The sequence below is a fragment of the Pseudomonas sp. Marseille-Q5117 genome (genome assembly GCF_946901175.1).
Lineage (GTDB): Bacteria > Pseudomonadota > Gammaproteobacteria > Pseudomonadales > Pseudomonadaceae > Aquipseudomonas > Aquipseudomonas iranensis.
This window is the reverse complement of record NZ_CAMPPP010000002.1, coordinates 447501-465677: the sequence shown is the minus strand read 5'-3', so window position 1 is coordinate 465677 and position 18177 is coordinate 447501. Positions and strand designations below refer to the sequence as shown.

General features: G+C 59.2%; 19 protein-coding genes (1 of these 19 cut by a window edge). 9 read left to right on the top strand and 10 right to left on the bottom strand.

From position 1 onward, the window contains the following. Positions 1-145: 145 nt before the first annotated feature. Entirely contained in the window at positions 146-2053 is a 1908-nt protein-coding gene (gene estP, locus OC605_RS05355) for an esterase EstP (protein ID WP_262136444.1), read from the bottom strand. Positions 2054-2460: 407 nt separating this feature from the next. On the opposite strand from estP, the gene OC605_RS05350 reads away from it, so the two are divergent. The 4 genes from OC605_RS05350 to OC605_RS05335 all read left to right on the top strand — a co-directional run bounded on the left by OC605_RS05350 (position 2461) and on the right by OC605_RS05335 (position 5775). After that, positions 2461-3054, top strand: a complete 594-nt coding sequence (locus OC605_RS05350) for an aminodeoxychorismate/anthranilate synthase component II (RefSeq protein ID WP_041476683.1) — start codon at positions 2461-2463, stop codon at positions 3052-3054. A 9-nt stretch (positions 3055-3063) separates the two neighbouring features. Next, positions 3064-4113 (top strand): anthranilate phosphoribosyltransferase, encoded by a 1050-nt coding sequence (trpD, locus tag OC605_RS05345; protein WP_016772917.1) that lies wholly within the window; start codon positions 3064-3066, stop codon positions 4111-4113. Then, positions 4110-4949: an indole-3-glycerol phosphate synthase TrpC gene (trpC, locus tag OC605_RS05340; protein WP_262136443.1), complete on the top strand. Its 840-nt coding sequence runs from the start codon at positions 4110-4112 to the stop codon at positions 4947-4949. The genes trpD and trpC overlap by 4 nt, the downstream gene beginning before the upstream one ends. Before the next feature lie 124 nt (positions 4950-5073). Next, the gene (locus OC605_RS05335) at positions 5074-5775 is read left to right on the top strand and encodes a biotin/lipoate A/B protein ligase family protein (protein WP_262136442.1); all 702 of its coding nucleotides are present in this window, start codon (positions 5074-5076) and stop codon (positions 5773-5775) included. Positions 5776-5784: 9 nt separating this feature from the next. Here the strand turns inward: OC605_RS05335 and crp are convergent, their stop codons facing one another. Then, positions 5785-6429, bottom strand: a complete 645-nt coding sequence (gene crp, locus OC605_RS05330; RefSeq protein WP_016772920.1) for a cAMP-activated global transcriptional regulator CRP — start codon at positions 6427-6429, stop codon at positions 5785-5787. Positions 6430-6664: 235 nt separating this feature from the next. Between crp and OC605_RS05325 the strand changes: the two genes are divergently transcribed. Next, entirely contained in the window at positions 6665-7087 is a 423-nt protein-coding gene (locus OC605_RS05325) for an OsmC family protein (protein ID WP_016772921.1), read from the top strand. Between the two features lie 237 nt (positions 7088-7324). Continuing rightward, the gene (speD, locus tag OC605_RS05320) at positions 7325-8119 is read left to right on the top strand and encodes an adenosylmethionine decarboxylase (RefSeq protein WP_090286802.1); all 795 of its coding nucleotides are present in this window, start codon (positions 7325-7327) and stop codon (positions 8117-8119) included. A gap of 110 nt (positions 8120-8229) precedes the next feature. On the opposite strand, the gene coq7 is transcribed toward speD, so the two are convergent. The 6 genes from coq7 to hemJ form a co-directional block, all read right to left on the bottom strand. Continuing rightward, positions 8230-8877 (bottom strand): 2-polyprenyl-3-methyl-6-methoxy-1,4-benzoquinone monooxygenase, encoded by a 648-nt coding sequence (gene coq7 / locus OC605_RS05315; RefSeq protein WP_041476678.1) that lies wholly within the window; start codon positions 8875-8877, stop codon positions 8230-8232. A 196-nt stretch (positions 8878-9073) separates the two neighbouring features. Then, positions 9074-9412: a histidine triad nucleotide-binding protein gene (locus tag OC605_RS05310; RefSeq protein ID WP_016772924.1), complete on the bottom strand. Its 339-nt coding sequence runs from the start codon at positions 9410-9412 to the stop codon at positions 9074-9076. Positions 9413-9468: 56 nt separating this feature from the next. Then, entirely contained in the window at positions 9469-10257 is a 789-nt protein-coding gene (locus tag OC605_RS05305) for an SDR family NAD(P)-dependent oxidoreductase (RefSeq protein ID WP_133336122.1), read from the bottom strand. A gap of 61 nt (positions 10258-10318) precedes the next feature. Further along, positions 10319-11266, bottom strand: a complete 948-nt coding sequence (locus OC605_RS05300) for a DUF805 domain-containing protein (RefSeq protein ID WP_262136441.1) — start codon at positions 11264-11266, stop codon at positions 10319-10321. A gap of 66 nt (positions 11267-11332) precedes the next feature. After that, positions 11333-12301 (bottom strand): NAD(P)H-dependent flavin oxidoreductase, encoded by a 969-nt coding sequence (locus tag OC605_RS05295; protein WP_262136440.1) that lies wholly within the window; start codon positions 12299-12301, stop codon positions 11333-11335. Positions 12302-12334: 33 nt separating this feature from the next. Next, the gene (gene hemJ / locus OC605_RS05290; RefSeq protein ID WP_186568878.1) at positions 12335-12763 is read right to left on the bottom strand and encodes a protoporphyrinogen oxidase HemJ; all 429 of its coding nucleotides are present in this window, start codon (positions 12761-12763) and stop codon (positions 12335-12337) included. 133 nt (positions 12764-12896) lie between these two features. Here hemJ and argC point away from each other — a divergent pair, with 133 nt between their 5' ends. Both argC and erpA read left to right on the top strand, forming a co-directional pair. After that, positions 12897-13931, top strand: coding sequence for an N-acetyl-gamma-glutamyl-phosphate reductase (gene argC / locus OC605_RS05285; protein WP_110603588.1), 1035 nt, complete (start codon positions 12897-12899; stop codon positions 13929-13931). Between the two features lie 168 nt (positions 13932-14099). Next, positions 14100-14450 (top strand): iron-sulfur cluster insertion protein ErpA, encoded by a 351-nt coding sequence (gene erpA / locus OC605_RS05280; RefSeq protein WP_007918905.1) that lies wholly within the window; start codon positions 14100-14102, stop codon positions 14448-14450. A 69-nt stretch (positions 14451-14519) separates the two neighbouring features. On the opposite strand, the gene OC605_RS05275 is transcribed toward erpA, so the two are convergent. Together OC605_RS05275 and OC605_RS05270 are read right to left on the bottom strand one after the other, a co-directional pair. Continuing rightward, the gene (locus tag OC605_RS05275) at positions 14520-15611 is read right to left on the bottom strand and encodes an anhydro-N-acetylmuramic acid kinase (RefSeq protein WP_262136439.1); all 1092 of its coding nucleotides are present in this window, start codon (positions 15609-15611) and stop codon (positions 14520-14522) included. A gap of 3 nt (positions 15612-15614) precedes the next feature. Beyond that, positions 15615-17039: a peptidoglycan DD-metalloendopeptidase family protein gene (locus OC605_RS05270; protein WP_186568876.1), complete on the bottom strand. Its 1425-nt coding sequence runs from the start codon at positions 17037-17039 to the stop codon at positions 15615-15617. Between the two features lie 212 nt (positions 17040-17251). Here OC605_RS05270 and tyrS point away from each other — a divergent pair, with 212 nt between their 5' ends. Further along, positions 17252-18177 carry the 5' portion of a tyrosine--tRNA ligase gene (gene tyrS / locus OC605_RS05265; RefSeq protein ID WP_016772931.1) on the top strand. The gene runs 274 nt beyond the window's last position, so only the first 926 of its 1200 coding nucleotides appear in the window; its start codon is at positions 17252-17254; its stop codon lies off the right edge, out of view.

The window sequence follows — 18177 nt, the reverse complement described above, 5'->3', positions numbered from 1 at the left end:
AGCGAGCCTGCTCGCGAAGAGGTGAGTCAGTCACCGTTGATGCTGACTCACCTCTTCGCGAGCAGGCTCGCTCCCATATTGGGTTTTGTGTTGAGGCATAAAAAAAGCGGCGCCCTGACAGGCGCCGCTTTTTTGCATCTACGACTCAGAAATCCAGCACAACTCCGACATTCAGGCCCTGCTGCTTGAAGTCATCATCCTTGCGGAATGTATAACCCCCACGCAGCGCCAGATCAGCCGTCAGCTTGTGACTGACGCCCAGGCTCAAGCGGTTCAGGTGACTAGCCGGTGTGTAGCCTTCAAGGGTGAAGTCATTGGCCGGCAGGGTATTGAGGGCGATGTTGACCTTCTGCACGTCATCTTCGTACTCACGCTCGTGGGCGTATTCGCCATACACCTGTGTTTGCGCGGTGAAGTTGTACTTGCCTTGAATCCCCAGGCCCAAGCGCTTCGAATCGCGGCTCTGGTCATCGAAGGTCAGCGCGGTGGCGCGGTTGCTCTTTTCCGAGTAACCGTCGACGTCGACACTGGCGTAATCGGCGCTGACAAACGGCGACAGATGCCATTGGCTGCCTGGTTGCGCAATGTCATAGCCCAGGCGCGTGCTGAACGCCCACAGGCTGCCGTCGGTATCGCCTTTCTCCGCGCCCTCGCTGGCGCCGAGGTCGAACTTGCGCTTGAGGTTGTCGTAGTCGAGTTTGCCGCCGGTCAGCGCCGCGTCGGCCCACCAGCGGTTCTGCTGGAACTGGGCGAACGCGGTGGCCATGTAGCTGTTGAGTTTGTAATCGGAGTCGTTGTGCCCGGCCTCGAGATTCTGCCGGTACAAACCGGCCGCCACGCCCACGCGCCAAGCCTCATTGAGACGATAGCTGCCGCCGACGTTGAGGTTGTAACCGCTGCCATCGGCGCTGGCGCCGCTGCTTTGGCTGTCGACATCCAGATGCTGTCCGCCGGCCGAGACAATCGCACGCCATTGGCCGACCGCTTGCCAGTTCTCCCAGTCCGCCTGCCATTGGTTGCGCAATTCATCCTGATGCGCGCGCACCGTGCCATGGGCCATTTCCGGCAGCAGGCTCAATTCCCATGGCGCTGCCAGCAACGAATAGGCGTAATCGGCGATCAGTTTCTGCCCGGATTCGGTCGGGTGTACGCCATCGTTGTAGATCAACTTGGTCGGATCCGGCGTGGCGCTGTTGATCCCGTAGCGGGCGTTTTCCGTGCAGCTATTGCCACTGAAGCAGGTCGCGGTGAGGTTCTGGTCGGTAGCCAGACCGAAGCGCCCCGGGTCGGCGAAGACTTCCGAGAGCAGCGCCGGAATGTTCAACGGAATGACTTCGGCGTTGATGCCTTGCAGGCGCGTCACCAACTGACTGTTGAACTGGTTGGCGAGGGTGCTGCTGAACGCTTGCAGCGGCGTGCCGTTCAGAGCAGGTGTCAGGCCCACGTCGGGCAGCAGCCAGACCATCACGTATTTGGCGCCGGCGGTCTGCAGGGTTTGCACGCTATCGGCCAGTCGATCGGCTGCGGCGTTGGCCTGGGGCAGGCTGAGAATGCGGCCCTGGAGGAAATCGTTGCCGCCACCGGAAATGTAATACAGCGCATTCGGGTCGGCGCGGAAGCCGTTCGACGGCAGGTATCCGGCGCGGGTGCGTTCGCCGGTGGCCGATTGGGTGGTGATCGAGTCGAGAATCTGGTCGGTGCGATAACCACCGACCGCCCAGTTGTTGCCGTCGGGCTGGCCGTTTTCCGCGCGCACTGCGGAGCTGGAAGAGGCTGTCTGGTCGGGCGAAAAGCCCAGGCGGCCGCCAAGCAACTGGGTGGAATTCAATGAAAAAACTTCGCCGCTGCCATCCTGATACACCGGCCCGGTACGGTTGGTGTAACGCTCGGTGGAGCCCGCCGGGCCGCCGGTGTCGGCGAAGGTGCCGGCATCGTTGAGGCTGTCGCCGAAGACGATGAAACTGGAATAAGGATTGGGCGCCGCATTGGCCTGGGCGCAGGCGAGTGCGAGCAAGCAGCTGGCCAGCGGTACAAACAACGTCTGTCTGATCATGAGCAAGTCCGTTTATTTATTGTTGTAGGTGAACGAAACGACAGTACCAAAAACGTTCGGCGTTTTGCCATCGGTCGTGAATCCCTCTGCCGTTTTATAACGCGCAGGCCCCGCCATATTGCGTGCTCCGCCCAGCTAAGTTACTGTGCCGGAACGTATGAACGAGACCTTCCCCGTGTTGATCACCAGCAAACTTCTGGATCAAGTCATCAAGGCACACGCCCGCTGGCGTTGGCGCGCCTGAATCTTCTCTGCCGGCTCCGCCGGATCTGTATCGCTTTGCCTTCCTTGTCTGTTTGAAATGCCGCTGTGCTGGCGCCCTGTGCGCGTCCGACATCGCGCAGCGCCCTGCGGGCAAGTTATCTGAAGGCTGTCATCAAGTCAGAATTCAAGAGGTTCGAAACGCCATGTTGCTGATGATCGACAACTACGACTCCTTTACCTACAACGTTGTGCAATACCTCGGCGAGCTGGGTGCCGAGGTCAAAGTGGTGCGCAACGACGAACTGACCATCGCCGAAATCGAAGCGCTGAATCCCGAGCGCATCGTGGTTTCCCCCGGGCCGTGCACGCCCACCGAGGCGGGCGTTTCCATTGATGCGATCAAGCACTTCGCCGGCAAACTGCCGATCCTCGGCGTCTGCCTCGGCCACCAGTCCATCGGCCAGGCTTTCGGCGGTGATGTGGTGCGTGCCCGCCAAGTCATGCACGGTAAGACTAGCCCGGTATTCCACGAGGACAAGGGCGTGTTCGCCGGTCTCAATCATCCGCTCACTGTTACGCGCTATCACTCGCTGATCGTCAAGCACGACAGCCTGCCCGATTGCCTTGAGCTGACCGCGTGGACTCAGCACGATGACGGCTCGGTCGACGAGATCATGGGCCTGCGTCACAAGACCCTGAACATCGAGGGCGTACAGTTCCACCCCGAGTCGATCCTCACCGAGCAGGGTCATGAACTGTTTGCCAATTTCCTCAAACAAACCGGCGGCACGCGCTAAGGACTTCCCATGAATATCAAGACAGCCCTCAGCCGTATCGTCGAACACCTCGACCTCAGCACCGATGAAATGCGCGATGTGATGCGCGAGATCATGACCGGCCAGTGCACCGAAGCGCAGATCGGCGCGTTCATGATGGCCATGCGCATGAAGAGCGAGAGCATCGACGAGATCGTCGGCGCGGTGTCGGTGATGCGTGAGCTGGCCGATCAGGTCGAGCTGAAAACCCTCGACGGCGTCGTCGATGTGGTCGGCACCGGCGGTGACGGTGCGAACATCTTCAACGTATCGACCGCATCTTCCTTTGTTGTCGCAGCGGCCGGTTGCACCGTGGCCAAGCACGGCAACCGTGCGGTGTCCGGCAAAAGTGGCAGCGCCGATCTGCTGGAAGCTGCCGGCATCTACCTGAACCTGACTCCGGTCCAAGTCGCGCGCTGCATCGACAACGTCGGCATCGGTTTCATGTTCGCCCAGACCCATCACAAAGCGATGAAGTACGCCGCCGGCCCGCGCCGCGAACTCGGCCTGCGCACGCTGTTCAACATGCTTGGCCCGCTTACGAATCCGGCCGGTGTGAAGCATCAGGTCGTCGGCGTATTCACCCAGACGCTATGCCGGCCACTGGCCGAAGTCTTGCAGCGACTGGGCAGCAAACACGTGCTGGTCGTGCATTCGAAGGACGGCCTGGACGAATTCAGCCTCGCCGCGCCGACCTTTGTTGCCGAGCTGAAGAACAACGAAATCACTGAGTATTGGGTCGAACCGGAAGACCTCGGCATGAAGAGCCAGAGCCTGCACGGTCTGTCGGTCGAAGGCCCGGAAGCATCGCTGGCGCTGATCCGCGATGCCCTCGGCAAGCGCAAGACCGAAAACGGTCAGAAAGCTGCCGAGATGATTGTGCTCAATGCCGGTGCGGCGCTGTACGCCGCCGACCTGGCAAGCAGTCTGAAACAGGGTGTGGAGCTGGCGCACGACGCGCTGCACACCGGCCTCGCTCGGGAAAAGCTCGAGGAGCTGGGTGCCTTTACCGCGGTATTCAAAGTGGAGAATGAAGGATGAGTGTACCGACGGTTCTGGAAAACATTCTGGCGCGCAAGGTTGAGGAAGTCGCCGAGCGCAGCGCCCGGGTCAGCCTGAGCGAGCTGGAAAGTCTGGCCAAGGCGGCCGATGCACCCCGTGGTTTTGCCCAGGCTTTGCTGGCGCAAGCGAAGAAGAAACAACCGGCCGTGATTGCCGAAATCAAGAAGGCTTCGCCAAGCAAAGGCGTGATCCGCGAAGACTTCGTGCCGGCCGACATCGCCAAGAGCTACGAGAAGGGCGGGGCGACCTGTCTGTCGGTGCTGACCGACATCGATTACTTCCAGGGTGCCGATGCCTACCTGCAACAGGCGCGCGCCGCCTGCAAATTGCCGGTGATCCGCAAGGACTTCATGATCGATCCGTACCAGATCGTTGAAGCCCGCGCGCTGGGCGCCGATTGCGTGCTGTTGATTGTCTCCGCGCTGGACGACGTGAAAATGGCCGAGCTGGCTGCCGTGGCCAAAGGCGTCGGTCTCGACGTCTTGGTGGAAGTGCACGACGGTGACGAACTTGAGCGCGCGTTGAAAACCCTCGACACGCCGCTGGTCGGGGTCAACAACCGCAACCTGCATACTTTTGATGTCAGCCTGGAAACCACCCTCGACCTGTTGCCGCGCATCCCGCGCGATCGCCTGGTGATCACCGAAAGCGGCATCCTCAATCGGGCCGACGTCGAGCTGATGGAAATCAGCGACGTGTATTCGTTCCTGGTCGGCGAAGCGTTCATGCGTGCGGAAAATCCGGGCATGGAATTGCAGCGCCTGTTCTTCCCGGAGCGTGGCGGTCCAGTCGTAAGCGGTTCGACCCTTGACTGACCGAGTCGACCTCATTCGCGAGCAGGCTCGCCCCCACAGAGGATTGCATTCCAGTGTGGGAGCGAGCCTGCTCGCGAAGGGACCATCGAAACCGCTAAAGATTTCCATGTTGCCGGAGCCTGTTATGTCGCTGCCAACCCCCCTGACCATCGAATCCGGCCTGCAAGCCGAACAGGACTTGCTGGCCTCGGTCTGCGCCGGCGACGCTGAATTCGGCCTGCTGTTCTGGCAACCCACCGACCGCGCGCTGGTCATGCCGCGCCGCCTTAACCGTCTCGCGCAATTCGACCACGCCTGCGAAGTCTCCGCTGCCGCTGGCTGGCCGGTGCTGCTGCGCGAAACCGGTGGCGAGCCCGTCCCGCAATCCGCTGCAACCATCAACATTGCCTTGGTGTATGCCCCGCCTCGCAGTGAAGGCGACTTGAATCGCATCGAAACCGGCTATCGCCGCCTGTGCGATCCGATCTGTCAGTTGCTGGATGAGTTGGGTGGCACGTCGTCAGTCGGGGAAATCGACGGCGCATTCTGCGACGGCCGTTTCAACGTCAATCTCGACGGTCGCAAGATGGTCGGCACCGCCCAGCGCTGGCGCCAGAGTCAGGGCGGCCAGCGTCCGGTGGGGCTGGTGCACGGTGCGATGCTGATGGATGACGAGCGCGAATCGATGGTTGCCGCGGTCAATCGCTTCAACGAAGCCTGCGGTCTGGAGCAGCGGGTGAGGGCGCAAAGCCACATTGCCCTGCATGAGAAATTCAACGCGCCACAGGCGTTGGCGCGTCTCGATGAATTGTTTCGTTTGATGCTGGCGCAGATTTACAGTGCCTGATTTACGAGCTTAGCGCGTACCGAAGACCACCATGGTCTTGCCCTTCACGTCGACCAGATTGCGTTCTTCCAGATCCTTGAGCACGCGGCCGACCATCTCCCGTGAACAACCGACAATCCGGCCGATCTCCTGACGGGTGACTTTGATCTGCATGCCGTCCGGATGGGTCATGGCGTCCGGCTGTTTGCACAGCTCCAGCAGGCAGCGGGCGACGCGGCCGGTGACGTCGAAAAACGCCAGGTCGCCGACTTTGCGCGTGGTGTTGCGCAGGCGTTGTGCGATTTGTCCGCTGAGCGCGTAGAGAATGTCTGGATCCTGCTGCGACAGTTCGCGGAACTTGGCGTAACTGATTTCCGCGGTTTCGCATTCGACCTTCGCCCGCACCCAGGCGCTGCGTTCCTGCTCCTGACCTGCTTGCTCAAACAGACCCAGTTCGCCGAAGAAATCCCCGGCGTTGAGGTAAGCGATGATCATCTCGCGACCATCGTCGTCTTCGATGAGGATGGTGACCGAACCCTTGATGATGAAGTACAGCGTGTCCGAGCGATCGCCGGCGCAGATGATGTTGCTTTTGGCCGCATGACGCCGGCGCTGGCAATGCATCAACAGCTTGTCGATGTTCTTGATTTTGGGTGTGGGGGTAATAGCAACCATGGTTGTATCCCGAAAAGACTGCACGGTGATGTTTGAGTTTTTATGAGGCGCTGAAGGCGGTCGCTACAGAGCTGACGAATTGGCGCCAGCGAATTGGCGCCAGCTTACCAGACACTTCGTCGTAAATTCGAGAAATTACCTACAGCCAGAAAGCATCCGTCCTAGGACGTCGTTCCTGTCGGGACAAAGTGCTGTGCTAAGCTGGCGACCCTTTTTTTACAGTGGAGTCTGGGCGATGAAGGCACGCATCCAATGGGCTGGCGAAGCCATGTTCCTCGGCGAATCCGGTAGCGGTCATGTCGTGGTGATGGACGGCCCGCCGGACGCCGGTGGCCGTAACCTCGGGGTACGCCCGATGGAAATGCTCTTGCTGGGTGTCGGCGGTTGCAGCAACTTCGATGTGGTCAGCATCCTGAAGAAGTCGCGTCAGGCTGTAGAAAGCTGTGAAGCCTTCCTCGATGCCGAGCGTGCGACTGAAGATCCCAAGGTCTTTACCAAGATCCACATGCACTTCGTGGTCAAGGGCCGGGGCCTGAAAGAAGCCCAGGTCAAGCGCGCCATCGAGCTGTCGGCCGAGAAGTATTGCTCGGCGTCGATCATGCTCGGCGCGGCTGGCGTGGCAATTACCCACGACTATGAAATCGTCGAACTCGGCTGAACCGACATTCAACTATCATAAAAGCAGTGCAGACTCTGGCGATCCCCCGCTGACGTCTGCATAATGCGCCACTTTTTTCAGGGCAGTGATCGGTCAGCCGACAGGTCATCCGCCTGAACAGATAACCAAAATCGCCATCGCGAAGAGGTGTTAACCGTCCTACGCAGGTGCGTTGTTCGCACTTGACGGGCATGCTTGATCACGCGGCCGCGCCGCATACATAGAGAGTTTTTAACGGTGAAAAGCAAACTCAAGCTCCACGGGTTCAATAACCTGACAAAGACCTTGAGCTTCAACATCTATGACATCTGCTACGCGGAGACCCCGCAAGACCAGCAGGCTTACGTCGAGTACATCAATCAAGAGTACAACGCGAAACGCCTGACGCAGATTCTCACAGAAGTTGTCGAGATCATTGGTGCCAACATCCTGAACATCGCCAGTCAGGACTATGAACCCCAGGGCGCCAGCGTCACGATTCTGATTTCGGAAGAGCCGGTGACCCCGACTGACAGCCAGATCGAAGAATCGCCGGGCCCGTTGCCCGAAATCATTCTGGCCCACCTCGACAAGAGCCACATCACGGTGCACACCTATCCGGAAATCCATCCGGACGACGGTATTGCGACCTTCCGTGTGGATATCGACGTGTCGACCTGTGGTGTCATTTCACCGCTCAAAGCGCTCAACTTCCTCATTCACCAGTTCGATTCGGACATCGTGACCGTGGATTACCGTGTGCGCGGCTTCACCCGTGACGTTGAAGGCAACAAGCACTTCATCGACCACGAGATCAACTCGATCCAGAACTACCTCTCCGAAGACACCCGCGACGCGTACCAGATGACCGACGTGAACGTGTACCAGGAAAACCTGTTCCACACCAAAATGCTGCTGAAGAACTTCGAACTGGATAACTACCTGTTCGGCGACGCCACCAGCAACCTCTCGCCCGAGCAGCGTGCCCAGGTGACCGACCGTGTGAAACACGAAATGCTGGAAATCTTCTACGCGCGCAACATGCCGGCCTAAGATTCCCGGACACAAAAAAGGCGACCTCCTGGTCGCCTTTTTCATGCCTCACCCAAAACCCTGTGGGAGCGAGCCTGCTCGCGAAGAGGTCATCAGCACCGACACAGATCTCAGATCCGATAAGTACTCTTGGTCATCACCTTCGCCAACAAACTCATGCCGAACTTCACCGGCGCCGGAAAACGAAATCCGCCCGCATCCAACGCGCTTTCCGCATGGTGTTCTTCATCGATGCGCATCTGTTCGAGAATCGCCCGGGATTTTTCGTCCTCGGCCGGCAACTGCTCGAGATGCTCGTTCAAGTGTTTGCAGACCTGATGCTCGGTCGCCGCAACGAAACCAAGGCTGACCTTGTCGCTGATCAGCCCGGCCACCGCGCCGATACCGAACGACATGCCATAAAACAGTGGATTCAGCACGCTGGTATGGCTACCCAGCTGATGGATGCGCTGTTCACACCAGACCAGATGATCGATCTCTTCTTCAGCCGCGTGCTCCATGGCTGCGCGTACCTGCGGCAACTTGGCGGTCAGCGCCTGTCCCTGATACAGCGCCTGGGCGCAGACTTCGCCGGTATGGTTGATGCGCATCAGCCCGGCGACATGGCGGGTGTCTTCATCGCTCATCTGCGTATCCGGCTGCAGAATCGCTGGCGACGGGCGGTACGGCTGGCCACTGAAGGGCAACAGAGTGCGCATCGCGGCATCGGCTTGCAGCAGCAAACGGTCTATGGGCGAGTAGTGACGTTGGGTAGTCATGCTGACCTCCGGGAAGAATCTCGGCGGCCAGTTTAACCGAATCGGCCGGCGAGGGTTTGCGCTGGGTCACTTGCTGGGCGGTCAGGCTTTTTTGTGGGAGCGAGCCTGCTCGCGAAAGCGGATTATCGGCTACTGAAGTGTCGGATGTATCGGCGCCTTCGCGAGCAGGCTCGCTCCCACAGTTGGTTGTCGCCAATCAGCCCGGCGGCCAGTTCATCTGGCGCTGCCCCAGCACGTGCATATGGATGTGATAGACAGTCTGCCCGCCAAGTTCATTGCAGTTCATCACCACGCGGAAGCCTTCTTCGCAACCCAGTTCCAGTGCCAGACGCTGCGCGGTGAACAGGATGTGCCCGGCCAGCGCCTTGTCGTCTTCGGTCAGGTCGTTGAGCGTGCGCACCGGTTTTTTCGGGATTACCAGAAAGTGCACCGGAGCCTGTGGGGCGATGTCGTGGAAGGCCAGAACCTGGTCGTCCTCGTAAATGATATTGGCCGGGATTTCCCGGTTGATGATCTTGGTGAACAGAGTATCCACTGCTGTTTCTCCGTTGAGTTGGGCTGAATCGAGTGTACCGCTTCGAAGTCGTCTTCCTAGCGGGGGCAGTAAGCTTTGTTGACCATGCCGACAATCGTCCGGTTAAGCCAGCGCGAACCCAGTCGCGGCAAAAAGGCCAGCCAGCGGTTGCGTCGTCCCGGAATGATGATGGCGCGGTTTTTATCCAGTGCGCGTACGGCATGCAGTGCCACTTCTTCCGCACTCATGAGCGAGTGGCTGCTTTCGATCTTTTCGCTACTCATCTGTGCGGTTCGGAAGAACGGTGTCCGCGTCGGGCCGGGGCACAGCACCGAAACTTTCACGCCGCTTTGTTTGAGCTCCACGCGCAAGGCTTCGGAAAAATGCAGCACATACGCTTTGCTGGCGTAGTACGTGCTCATCCACGGGCCAGGACTGTAGGCGGCGACCGACGCGACGTTGAGAATCTGCCCGCCACCCAGCAGCGCCATGCTGTTACCCAGCGCATGGCAGAGGCGGGTGAGAGCGAGGATATTGACCTCGATGAGGTCCTGCTCGGTCATCCAGTCTTGCGCCAGGAACGGCCCGCAAGTGCCGATGCCTGCGCAATTGACCAGCAGATCGATCTGCCGGTCGCCTTCTTCCAGTTCCAGCAAAAAGCCCGACAGGCGCAACGGTTCGCCGAGGTCGCAGGCGCGAAACAATACTTCGACATCGAAACGCTGGGTCAGCTCGATGGCGATACTTTCCAGCTGATCACGCTGTCGTGCCACCAGAATCAGGCTGCGGCCGCGCCGGGCCAGTGCTTCGGCCATGGCCAGGCCGATACCGCTGGAAGCACCGGTGATCAGAGCGTAACGGGTCATGCAGTTCTCCATCGCAACAGCTCCGCGCCGGCGACGCGGTTGTCGCGGCAGGGAGCGCTGTTCATTCTTGCGCAGAGTCTACAGGGGCCTGCGCCGGTTCGGCTGCCTCGTCGGCGGAAATCGCTGGCGGCTCGACAACCTCAACTTCGTCGGTGGTCACCGAGCCGCTGTCATAGCTGCTCTCCAGATTGCTTTCATATTCTTCCTGCACAGCCGAGAAGCCGCCAAGCAGGCCGCCGGCAAAAATCAGTGCGAAGAATACGATCCACAACGAGCACAGCACTTTGACCGCCGTGCTGTTCGGTGGCGGCGGCGGCCCATAGCGGTTGGCGCCGGTATTGCCGGGCACAACCATGATCACCAGCGGGAAGAAACTGCCCACGAACGGCACCAGATTCAACAACCACAGCCAGCCCGACCAGCCGATATCGTGCAGGCGCTGAACGCTGAACAGAATGCTGACGATCATGAAGCCAATGAACAGGAAGACCGCCAGAATGCCGCCGAGGATCAGGCCGGTAGTCGAGTCGCCGCTGACCAGGCCCAACGCAATCAAGGCAAACACGCCGACGATGGGCAGGGTCACCAGACTCAAGAACATGGTCCAGGCCAGAAAACGCAGGCGACCGATCCGGCCTTCGACGCTGAATGGCTTGAGCGTGGCGAATGGCGGCAGAGCTTCACCGACATTGGCGCGCGGCGGTGCGTAAGGCGAGTCCGGTTCCACCACCGCAGCAGGGTTATCGTGTACGTCCGCGAGATTCAGCTCGATGGCTGTTTCCGCTTCGATCCGCGCATCGATCCCGGTTTTGTTCAACGCCTGCAGATACGTCTGCGCATCGCTGTGAGACAAATCACGTTTGAGGGCGACGGTGCGGCCATTGAACAGGCGCTCGATGGCGGCCACATCGCTTTTGAACAGATCCGCCAGATTCAGTTTGGCGGTGGTGAGGTCGACGCCGGGCTGCAGCGCGCCGTCGAAGACGATCTTGTAACGGGTGTCGCTCATGGCCGAGGCATCCTTGTCGCGATTCATTTGGCAGCCAGTCTGATCAGGACTGGCCAGATATGTTTTTCAGCGCGGCCAGCGTTGTGGCAACTGTGCAGCGCGCGCTTGGGCCTGACGATATTCAGCGTCGAGCCGCGCGATCAACTGATCCACGCTTGGCAGATCGCCAATCTGGCCAACACCCTGACCCGCCGACCACACGGTCTTCCAGGCTTTGGCTTCATCGTTGATCGGCTTTAGCTTGTCGCCGAAATTGACCTCGCCCTTGCCTTGCAGTGCCGCCATGTCGAAACCGGCCGCCTCCAGGCTCTGGCGCATGAAACTGGCCGGCACTCCCGACACCGCTGGAGTATGAATGATGTCGGCAGCCTTGGCTGTCAGCAGCATGTCTTTGTAGGCGTCAGGCGCGTGACTTTCTGTTGTGCCGATAAATCGCGTACCGAAGTAGGCCAAATCCGCACCGAGCAGCTGCGCGGCGAGAATCTCATGGCCGTGGTTCAGACATCCTGCAAGCAACAGCGTCTTGTCGAAAAACTCACGGATCTCGGCAATCAGCGCAAACGGACTCCAGGTGCCGGCATGCCCGCCGGCGCCGGCCGCGACGGCAATCAGCCCGTCGACACCGGCTTCAGCGGCTTTCTCGGCATGGCGCCGCGTGGTCACGTCGTGAAACACCAGACCGCCGTAGCTGTGCACCGCGTCGACCAGTTCCTTCACCGCGCCGAGGCTGGTGATCACGATCGGCACCTGGTGCTCGACGCAGATGTCCAGATCCGCCTGCAGACGCGGGTTGCTGTGGTGAACAATCAGGTTCACCGCATAAGGAGCCGGATTATCGAGCGCCGCCAGGCCCGCTTCGATCTGTTCCAGCCAGGCCTTGAACCCACTGCTTTCGCGTTGGTTCAGAGCCGGAAAGCTGCCGACCACGCCGTTGCGGCAGCAGGCGAGCACCAGTTCCGGATTGGAGATCAGGAACATCGGCGCTGCTACTACGGGCAGACGCAGACGTTGTTCGAGCAAAGCGGGCAGCGACATTGTGAACCCCCCAAGGACCTGTATTGGTTGAAGTTAGAACGGCTTGACCACGACCAGAATTACGATAGCCAGCAATATCAGAACCGGCACTTCATTGAACCAGCGATAAAAGACATGGCTGCGGGTGTTTTCGCCACGGGCAAAGCGTTTTACCTGCGCGCCGCACATGTGGTGGTAGCCGATCAGCAATACGACCAGAGTCAGTTTTGCGTGAATCCAGCCGCCCTGGCTGAAGATTGATGGATTAAGGTAGATCAGCCAGCCACCGAAGATCAGCGTGGCGATCATCGCCGGGCCCATGATGCCGCGATACAGCTTGCGCTCCATGACGCTGAAGCGTTCCTGGCTGATCGAGTCGGTGCTTTGCGCGTGGTAAACGAACAGGCGCGGCAAGTAAAACAGCCCGGCAAACCAGCAGACGACGCTGACAATGTGAAACGCTTTGAGCCATAGATAGAGCATTTTTGGTTATTCCTCATTCACGGTAGCCAGATAGTAGAGGCTTGAGCGTCCGCGCGTCACCTTGGCGGTTGTCGCAGGCGCGCGCGGCCCCTATTATCGACGGCTTTCCAGTGGGTTCGTTGAGGGCAGGTTTATGGTCAAGGTCGGTATCGTCGGCGGCACGGGTTACACCGGTGTCGAACTGCTGCGTCTGTTGGCACAGCATCCGCAGGCAGAAGTGGTCGTCATCACTTCCCGATCCGAGGCCGGTCTGGCCGTGGCTGACATGTACCCGAACCTGCGCGGTCACTATGACGGGCTGGCGTTCAGCGTGCCGGACGTGAAAACCCTTGGCGCCTGCGATGTTGTGTTTTTCGCCACGCCGCACGGTGTGGCTCACGCCTTGGCAGGCGAGCTGCTGGCGGCGGGCACCAAGGTCATCGACCTGTCCGCCGACTTCCGTCTGCAAGATGCTGATGAATGGGCCAAGTGGTACGGCCAGCCACACGGCGCACCGCAATTGCTGGACGAAGCGGTCTATGGTCTGCCGGAAGTCAATCGCGAGCAGATCAGGAAAGCGCGCCTGATCGCGGTGCCGGGTTGCTATCCGACCGCAACGCAATTGGGTTTCCTGCCATTGCTGGAAGCAGGTCTGGCCGACGCATCGCGTTTGATCGCCGACTGCAAATCCGGTGTCAGTGGTGCCGGGCGTGGTGCGGCTGTAGGTTCTTTGTACTCCGAGACGTCGGAAAGCATGAAGGCCTATGCGGTAAAAGGTCATCGTCATCTGCCGGAAATTCGCCAGGGCCTGCGTCGCGCGGCGGGCAAGGACGTCGGCCTGACCTTCGTCCCGCACCTGACGCCGATGATTCGCGGTATTCACTCCACGCTCTACGCGACAGTAGCGGATCGCTCGGTTGATCTGCAGGCACTGTTCGAAAAGCGCTATGCCAACGAACCGTTCGTCGATGTCATGCCAGCCGGCAGCCACCCGGAAACCCGTAGCGTGCGCGGCGCCAACGTATGTCGCATCGCCGTGCATCGTCCACAGGATGGCGATCTGGTGGTCGTGCTCTCGGTGATCGACAATCTGGTCAAGGGCGCCTCGGGCCAGGCGGTGCAGAACATGAACATTCTTTTCGGACTGGACGAGCGCTTCGGCCTGTCCCACGCCGGCATGCTGCCTTAAAAGCAGCTACGAGCTTCAAGCCACAAGCTACAAGAGATCAGAGGCAAGCTTGAAGCTCACCGCTTGAAGCTTGCCGCTGCTCCTCTAATAGTTGACCAATTTTCTAGGACAAGCGGATAATGCGCGTCATCACGCATTATGGCGGCGTAACGCCGGGAGATAGTCAGCATGAGCGTCGAATCCTTCACCCCCACGGCTTTGCAATTCACTCAAGGTGCTGCGCACAAGGTGAAGAGCCTGGTCGATGAAGAGGGGAATGATCGCTTGAAGCTGCGCGTATTTGTTACGGGCGGCGGTTGTTCAGGGTTTCAATACGGTTTCACCTTCGATGAAGACGTGGCCGATGACGACACCATCGTCGAGCGCGAAGGCGTGAGCCTGGTGGTCGATCCGATGAGCTTCCAGTACCTGGCCGGTGCCGAGGTGGATTATCAGGAAGGTCTGGAAGGTTCGCGCTTCGTGATCAAGAACCCGAATGCCACCACGACTTGTGGTTGCGGGTCGTCGTTCTCGATCTGATCGCGCTTCACCGCACACAACAAAACGCCGCAGAGCCTTTCGGTTCCGCGGCGTTTTTGTATCTGAAGTTTAGGCCGGGTAGATGGCGCCGAGTACGCGCAGGCCGCGAGCGCCGGTGACGCTTGGTCGATTGGCGGCGATGCCTTCGAGGCAGCAGTGCGCAAGCCAGGCGAAGGCCATGGCTTCTACCCAGTCAGGGTCAACGCCGTGAGTTGCGGTGCTGGCGACTTGGGTATTTGGCAGCAGATCCGCCAGACGTCTCATCAGCGTCGTGTTGTGCGCGCCGCCGCCACAAACCAGCAATTCCTGAGTGTCCGATTGAGCGCCTTGTAGCGACTCGACGATGGTCAGCGCCGTCAGTTCGAGCAGCGTGGCCTGAACGTCTTCGGCTGCGAAAGTCGGCAGACGCGATAGATGCTGTTCCAGCCATGGCAGATTGAAGACTTCCCGGCCGGTACTCTTCGGGCCTTTGGTCACGAAGAACGGGTCGCTGAGCAGTGCCTTGAGCAGGGTTGGTTCAACCTTGCCGGTCGCAGCCCATTTGCCGTCCCGGTCATAGTTCTCGCCCCGTTGCCGGTTAATCCAGGCGTCCATCAGAACATTCCCCGGCCCGCAGTCGAAACCGGCTACAGGTTTGTTCGGCTCAATCAGGCTGAGATTGCTGAATCCGCCGACATTCAAGACTGCCTGGTTACCAGTACGCTCTTCAAACAACGCTTCGTGAAAGGCTGGCACCAGAGGCGCACCTTGGCCACCCGCTGCGACATCGCGACTGCGGAAATCGCTGACGACGGTAATACCGGTCAACTCAGTCAGCAGGGCTGGATTACCGATCTGCACGGTAAACCCGCGCGCCGGCTCATGGCGAATGGTCTGACCGTGGCTCCCGATGGCACGGATGGCATCGGGCTTGAGTTGTTGTTGCGCGAGGAGGCTGTGAATGCCCGAGGCGGCAAGTTCGACCCAATGTTGCTGGGCAATCGCCGAACGGGCGATCTCGTCGGGGCCGCTGGCGCACAAGCCAAGCAGCTCGGCGCGCAGGGGTTCAGGCATTGGCAGGTAGTGGGTGGCGATCAGTTTGATCGCCGAGGTCTGTTCGATCAGGGCGATGTCCAGCCCGTCGAGACTGGTTCCGGACATCACACCGATATACAGGGCCATGGCTTAGCGCTTGCTCGAAGCCAGCATGGTGGCCTTCTCTTGATCCATGCGCGCCATCAACGGCTGGCTCTGCGCGAGGAAGCGCGCGCGTTCGGACTTGGCGATCGGATCGGCCATCGGCAGCTTCTGGCCCAGCGGATCGACGTGAACGCCGTTGACCTGGAACTCATAGTGCAAATGCGGGCCGGTGGAAAGGCCGGTTGTACCGATATAGCCAATGACTTGACCTTGCTTGACGCTGCCACCGGTTTTCACGCCTTTGGCAAAGCCCTGCATATGGCCATAGAGCGTACGGTAAGTGTTGCCGTGCTGAATGATCACAGTGTTGCCGTAACCACCACGACGACCGGCCAGCAACACTTTGCCGTCACCGGCAGCCTTGATCGGCGTGCCTCGCGGCGCTGCATAGTCGACACCTTTGTGCGCGCGGATCTTGTTGAGGATCGGGTGTTTGCGGCCCATGGAGAACTTCGAGCTGATGCGGGCGAAGTCAACCGGCGTACGGATGAAGGCCTTGCGCATGCTGTTGCCATCGGCAGTGTAATAGCTGCTGTTGCCTTGTTTGTTGGTGTAGCGAACAGCGGTGTAAGTCTTCCCGCGGTTGGTGAAGCGCGCCGACAGGATCGGGCCGGTGCCGACAGCCTTGCCGTTGATGACTTTCTGCTCGTAGATCACATCGAACTCATCACCCTGACGAATGTCCTGCGCGAAATCGATGTCGTAGCCAAAGACGCTGGCCATATCCATGGTCATGCTGTGAGAAAGGCCGGCGCGGGCTGCGGACTGCGACAGTGAGCTGTTGATGACACCGTGGACGTAGGCAGTGCGAACGGTTGGCTTGGCGGTGACCCGATTGAACGTATAGCCCTTATCGTTCTTGGTCAGAGTAATGGTTTCAATGTCGCTGACCTTGCTGTGCAGGCTGGTCAACTGGCCTTCCGGGCTGAGTTCGAATTCGAGTTTCTGGCCGCGCTTGAGTTGGCTGAACTGCTTGGCTTGCTTGTCGCTTGCCAGTACTTCGTGCACGGAGGCCGCAGGCAGACCGACTTTTTCAAACAGGGTAGACAGCGTATCGCCTTTGGAAACCACGACCTCACGGTGCCCAGGCTCTTTTGGTTTCTCAGCAGGCGCTACAGGTGCCGGCGCGGTTTCAGCGGTTTGCGCGGCGTTTTCGTCGCTGTTTTCGATTTGTGCGAACGGCGAAGCTACCGGCTCGTTTGTGGCTTGAGTCGCATCAGCAGCGTCTTGATCTTGTGTCAGTTGTTCAGCTGGACTTTCCAGTTCAAGACTCAGAGTCGTCTTTTTGGCTTCAACATCGCTGGAGGGAAATACCAGCAGCGCCAGGCTGAGAAGGGCGGCGATTCCACTTGCGGCGAGCAGGTGGGTCTTCGGGTAAAGCGGGGGCGCTTTAGACGGTGCTGTGGTCATAGGTAATTTTTGACTTTGAAATAGATGAATTGGAAAAGATGAATGACATGATGAAGATGAAATAACTGTATAAAATATAACCAAATCATCGCTGAAGCAAGTCTACAGACCTCGGGTCTGTGGATTGGTGTCCGTGCGCCGGGCAAAACTTGTAATTGGTGCGCGTTCTTGTATGGTTGGTTCCCTTTGAATCTGAGCCTTGCGGGTCTGTTATGAAGTCGGTTGAAGAGCAGCTAGCGCTGATTAAACGTGGTGCGGAAGAACTATTGGTCGAGTCCGAGCTGGTCGAGAAGCTCAAGCGCGGCCAACCGCTGCGTATCAAGGCTGGTTTCGACCCTACCGCTCCGGATCTGCATCTTGGGCATACCGTGCTTATTAATAAGCTGCGTCAGTTCCAGGAACTGGGGCACCAGGTGATCTTCCTTATAGGTGACTTCACCGGGATGATCGGTGATCCGAGTGGCAAGAGCGCCACGCGTCCGCCACTGACGCGTGAGCAGGTTCTGGAAAATGCCGAGACCTACAAGACTCAGGTTTTCAAAATCCTTGATCCGGCGAAAACCGAAGTTGCCTTCAACTCCACCTGGATGGACAAGATGGGGCCGGCGGATTTCATTCGCCTGACTTCGCAATATACCGTCGCTCGCATGCTTGAGCGCGATGACTTCGACAAGCGCTACACCACTAATCAGCCAATCGCTATTCACGAGTTCCTCTATCCGCTGGTTCAGGGTTATGACTCGGTCGCGCTGCGCGCCGATGTCGAGCTGGGCGGTACCGATCAGAAATTCAACTTGCTGATGGGGCGTGAGTTGCAGCGTGGTTATGGCCAGGAAGCCCAGTGCATTCTGACCATGCCATTGCTGGAAGGTCTGGATGGCGTGAAGAAGATGTCCAAGTCGCTGGGCAACTATGTCGGTATTCAGGAAGCACCAGGCGTTATGTACAGCAAGCTGGTTTCCATCCCGGATGCGCTGATGTGGCGTTACTTCGAGTTGCTCAGCTTCCGTTCGATGGATGAGATCAACGCCTTCCGGGCTGACGTTGAAGCTGGGGCGAATCCGCGTGACATCAAAATCAAACTCGCTGAAGAGATCGTTGCGCGTTTCCATGGTGAAGAGGCTGCGGCGAACGCTCA

Excerpts from the sequence above, each read along its gene's own strand:
- OC605_RS05270 (WP_186568876.1), bottom strand. The coding sequence starts at position 17,039 with ATGACCACAGCACCGTCTAAAGCGCCCCCGCTTTACCCGAAGACCCAC.
- OC605_RS05350 (WP_041476683.1), top strand. The coding sequence starts at position 2,461 with ATGTTGCTGATGATCGACAACTACGACTCCTTTACCTACAACGTTGTG.
- hemJ (WP_186568878.1), bottom strand. The coding sequence starts at position 12,763 with ATGCTCTATCTATGGCTCAAAGCGTTTCACATTGTCAGCGTCGTCTGC.
- OC605_RS05275 (WP_262136439.1), bottom strand. The coding sequence starts at position 15,611 with ATGGCCCTGTATATCGGTGTGATGTCCGGAACCAGTCTCGACGGGCTG.
- OC605_RS05295 (WP_262136440.1), bottom strand. The coding sequence starts at position 12,301 with ATGTCGCTGCCCGCTTTGCTCGAACAACGTCTGCGTCTGCCCGTAGTA.
- OC605_RS05300 (WP_262136441.1), bottom strand. The coding sequence starts at position 11,266 with ATGAGCGACACCCGTTACAAGATCGTCTTCGACGGCGCGCTGCAGCCC.
- erpA (WP_007918905.1), top strand. The coding sequence starts at position 14,100 with ATGAGCGTCGAATCCTTCACCCCCACGGCTTTGCAATTCACTCAAGGT.
- trpC (WP_262136443.1), top strand. The coding sequence starts at position 4,110 with ATGAGTGTACCGACGGTTCTGGAAAACATTCTGGCGCGCAAGGTTGAG.
- coq7 (WP_041476678.1), bottom strand. The coding sequence starts at position 8,877 with ATGACTACCCAACGTCACTACTCGCCCATAGACCGTTTGCTGCTGCAA.
- argC (WP_110603588.1), top strand. The coding sequence starts at position 12,897 with ATGGTCAAGGTCGGTATCGTCGGCGGCACGGGTTACACCGGTGTCGAA.
- crp (WP_016772920.1), bottom strand. The coding sequence starts at position 6,429 with ATGGTTGCTATTACCCCCACACCCAAAATCAAGAACATCGACAAGCTG.
- trpD (WP_016772917.1), top strand. The coding sequence starts at position 3,064 with ATGAATATCAAGACAGCCCTCAGCCGTATCGTCGAACACCTCGACCTC.
- estP (WP_262136444.1), bottom strand. The coding sequence starts at position 2,053 with ATGATCAGACAGACGTTGTTTGTACCGCTGGCCAGCTGCTTGCTCGCA.
- OC605_RS05305 (WP_133336122.1), bottom strand. The coding sequence starts at position 10,257 with ATGACCCGTTACGCTCTGATCACCGGTGCTTCCAGCGGTATCGGCCTG.
- OC605_RS05335 (WP_262136442.1), top strand. The coding sequence starts at position 5,074 with ATGTCGCTGCCAACCCCCCTGACCATCGAATCCGGCCTGCAAGCCGAA.
- OC605_RS05325 (WP_016772921.1), top strand. The coding sequence starts at position 6,665 with ATGAAGGCACGCATCCAATGGGCTGGCGAAGCCATGTTCCTCGGCGAA.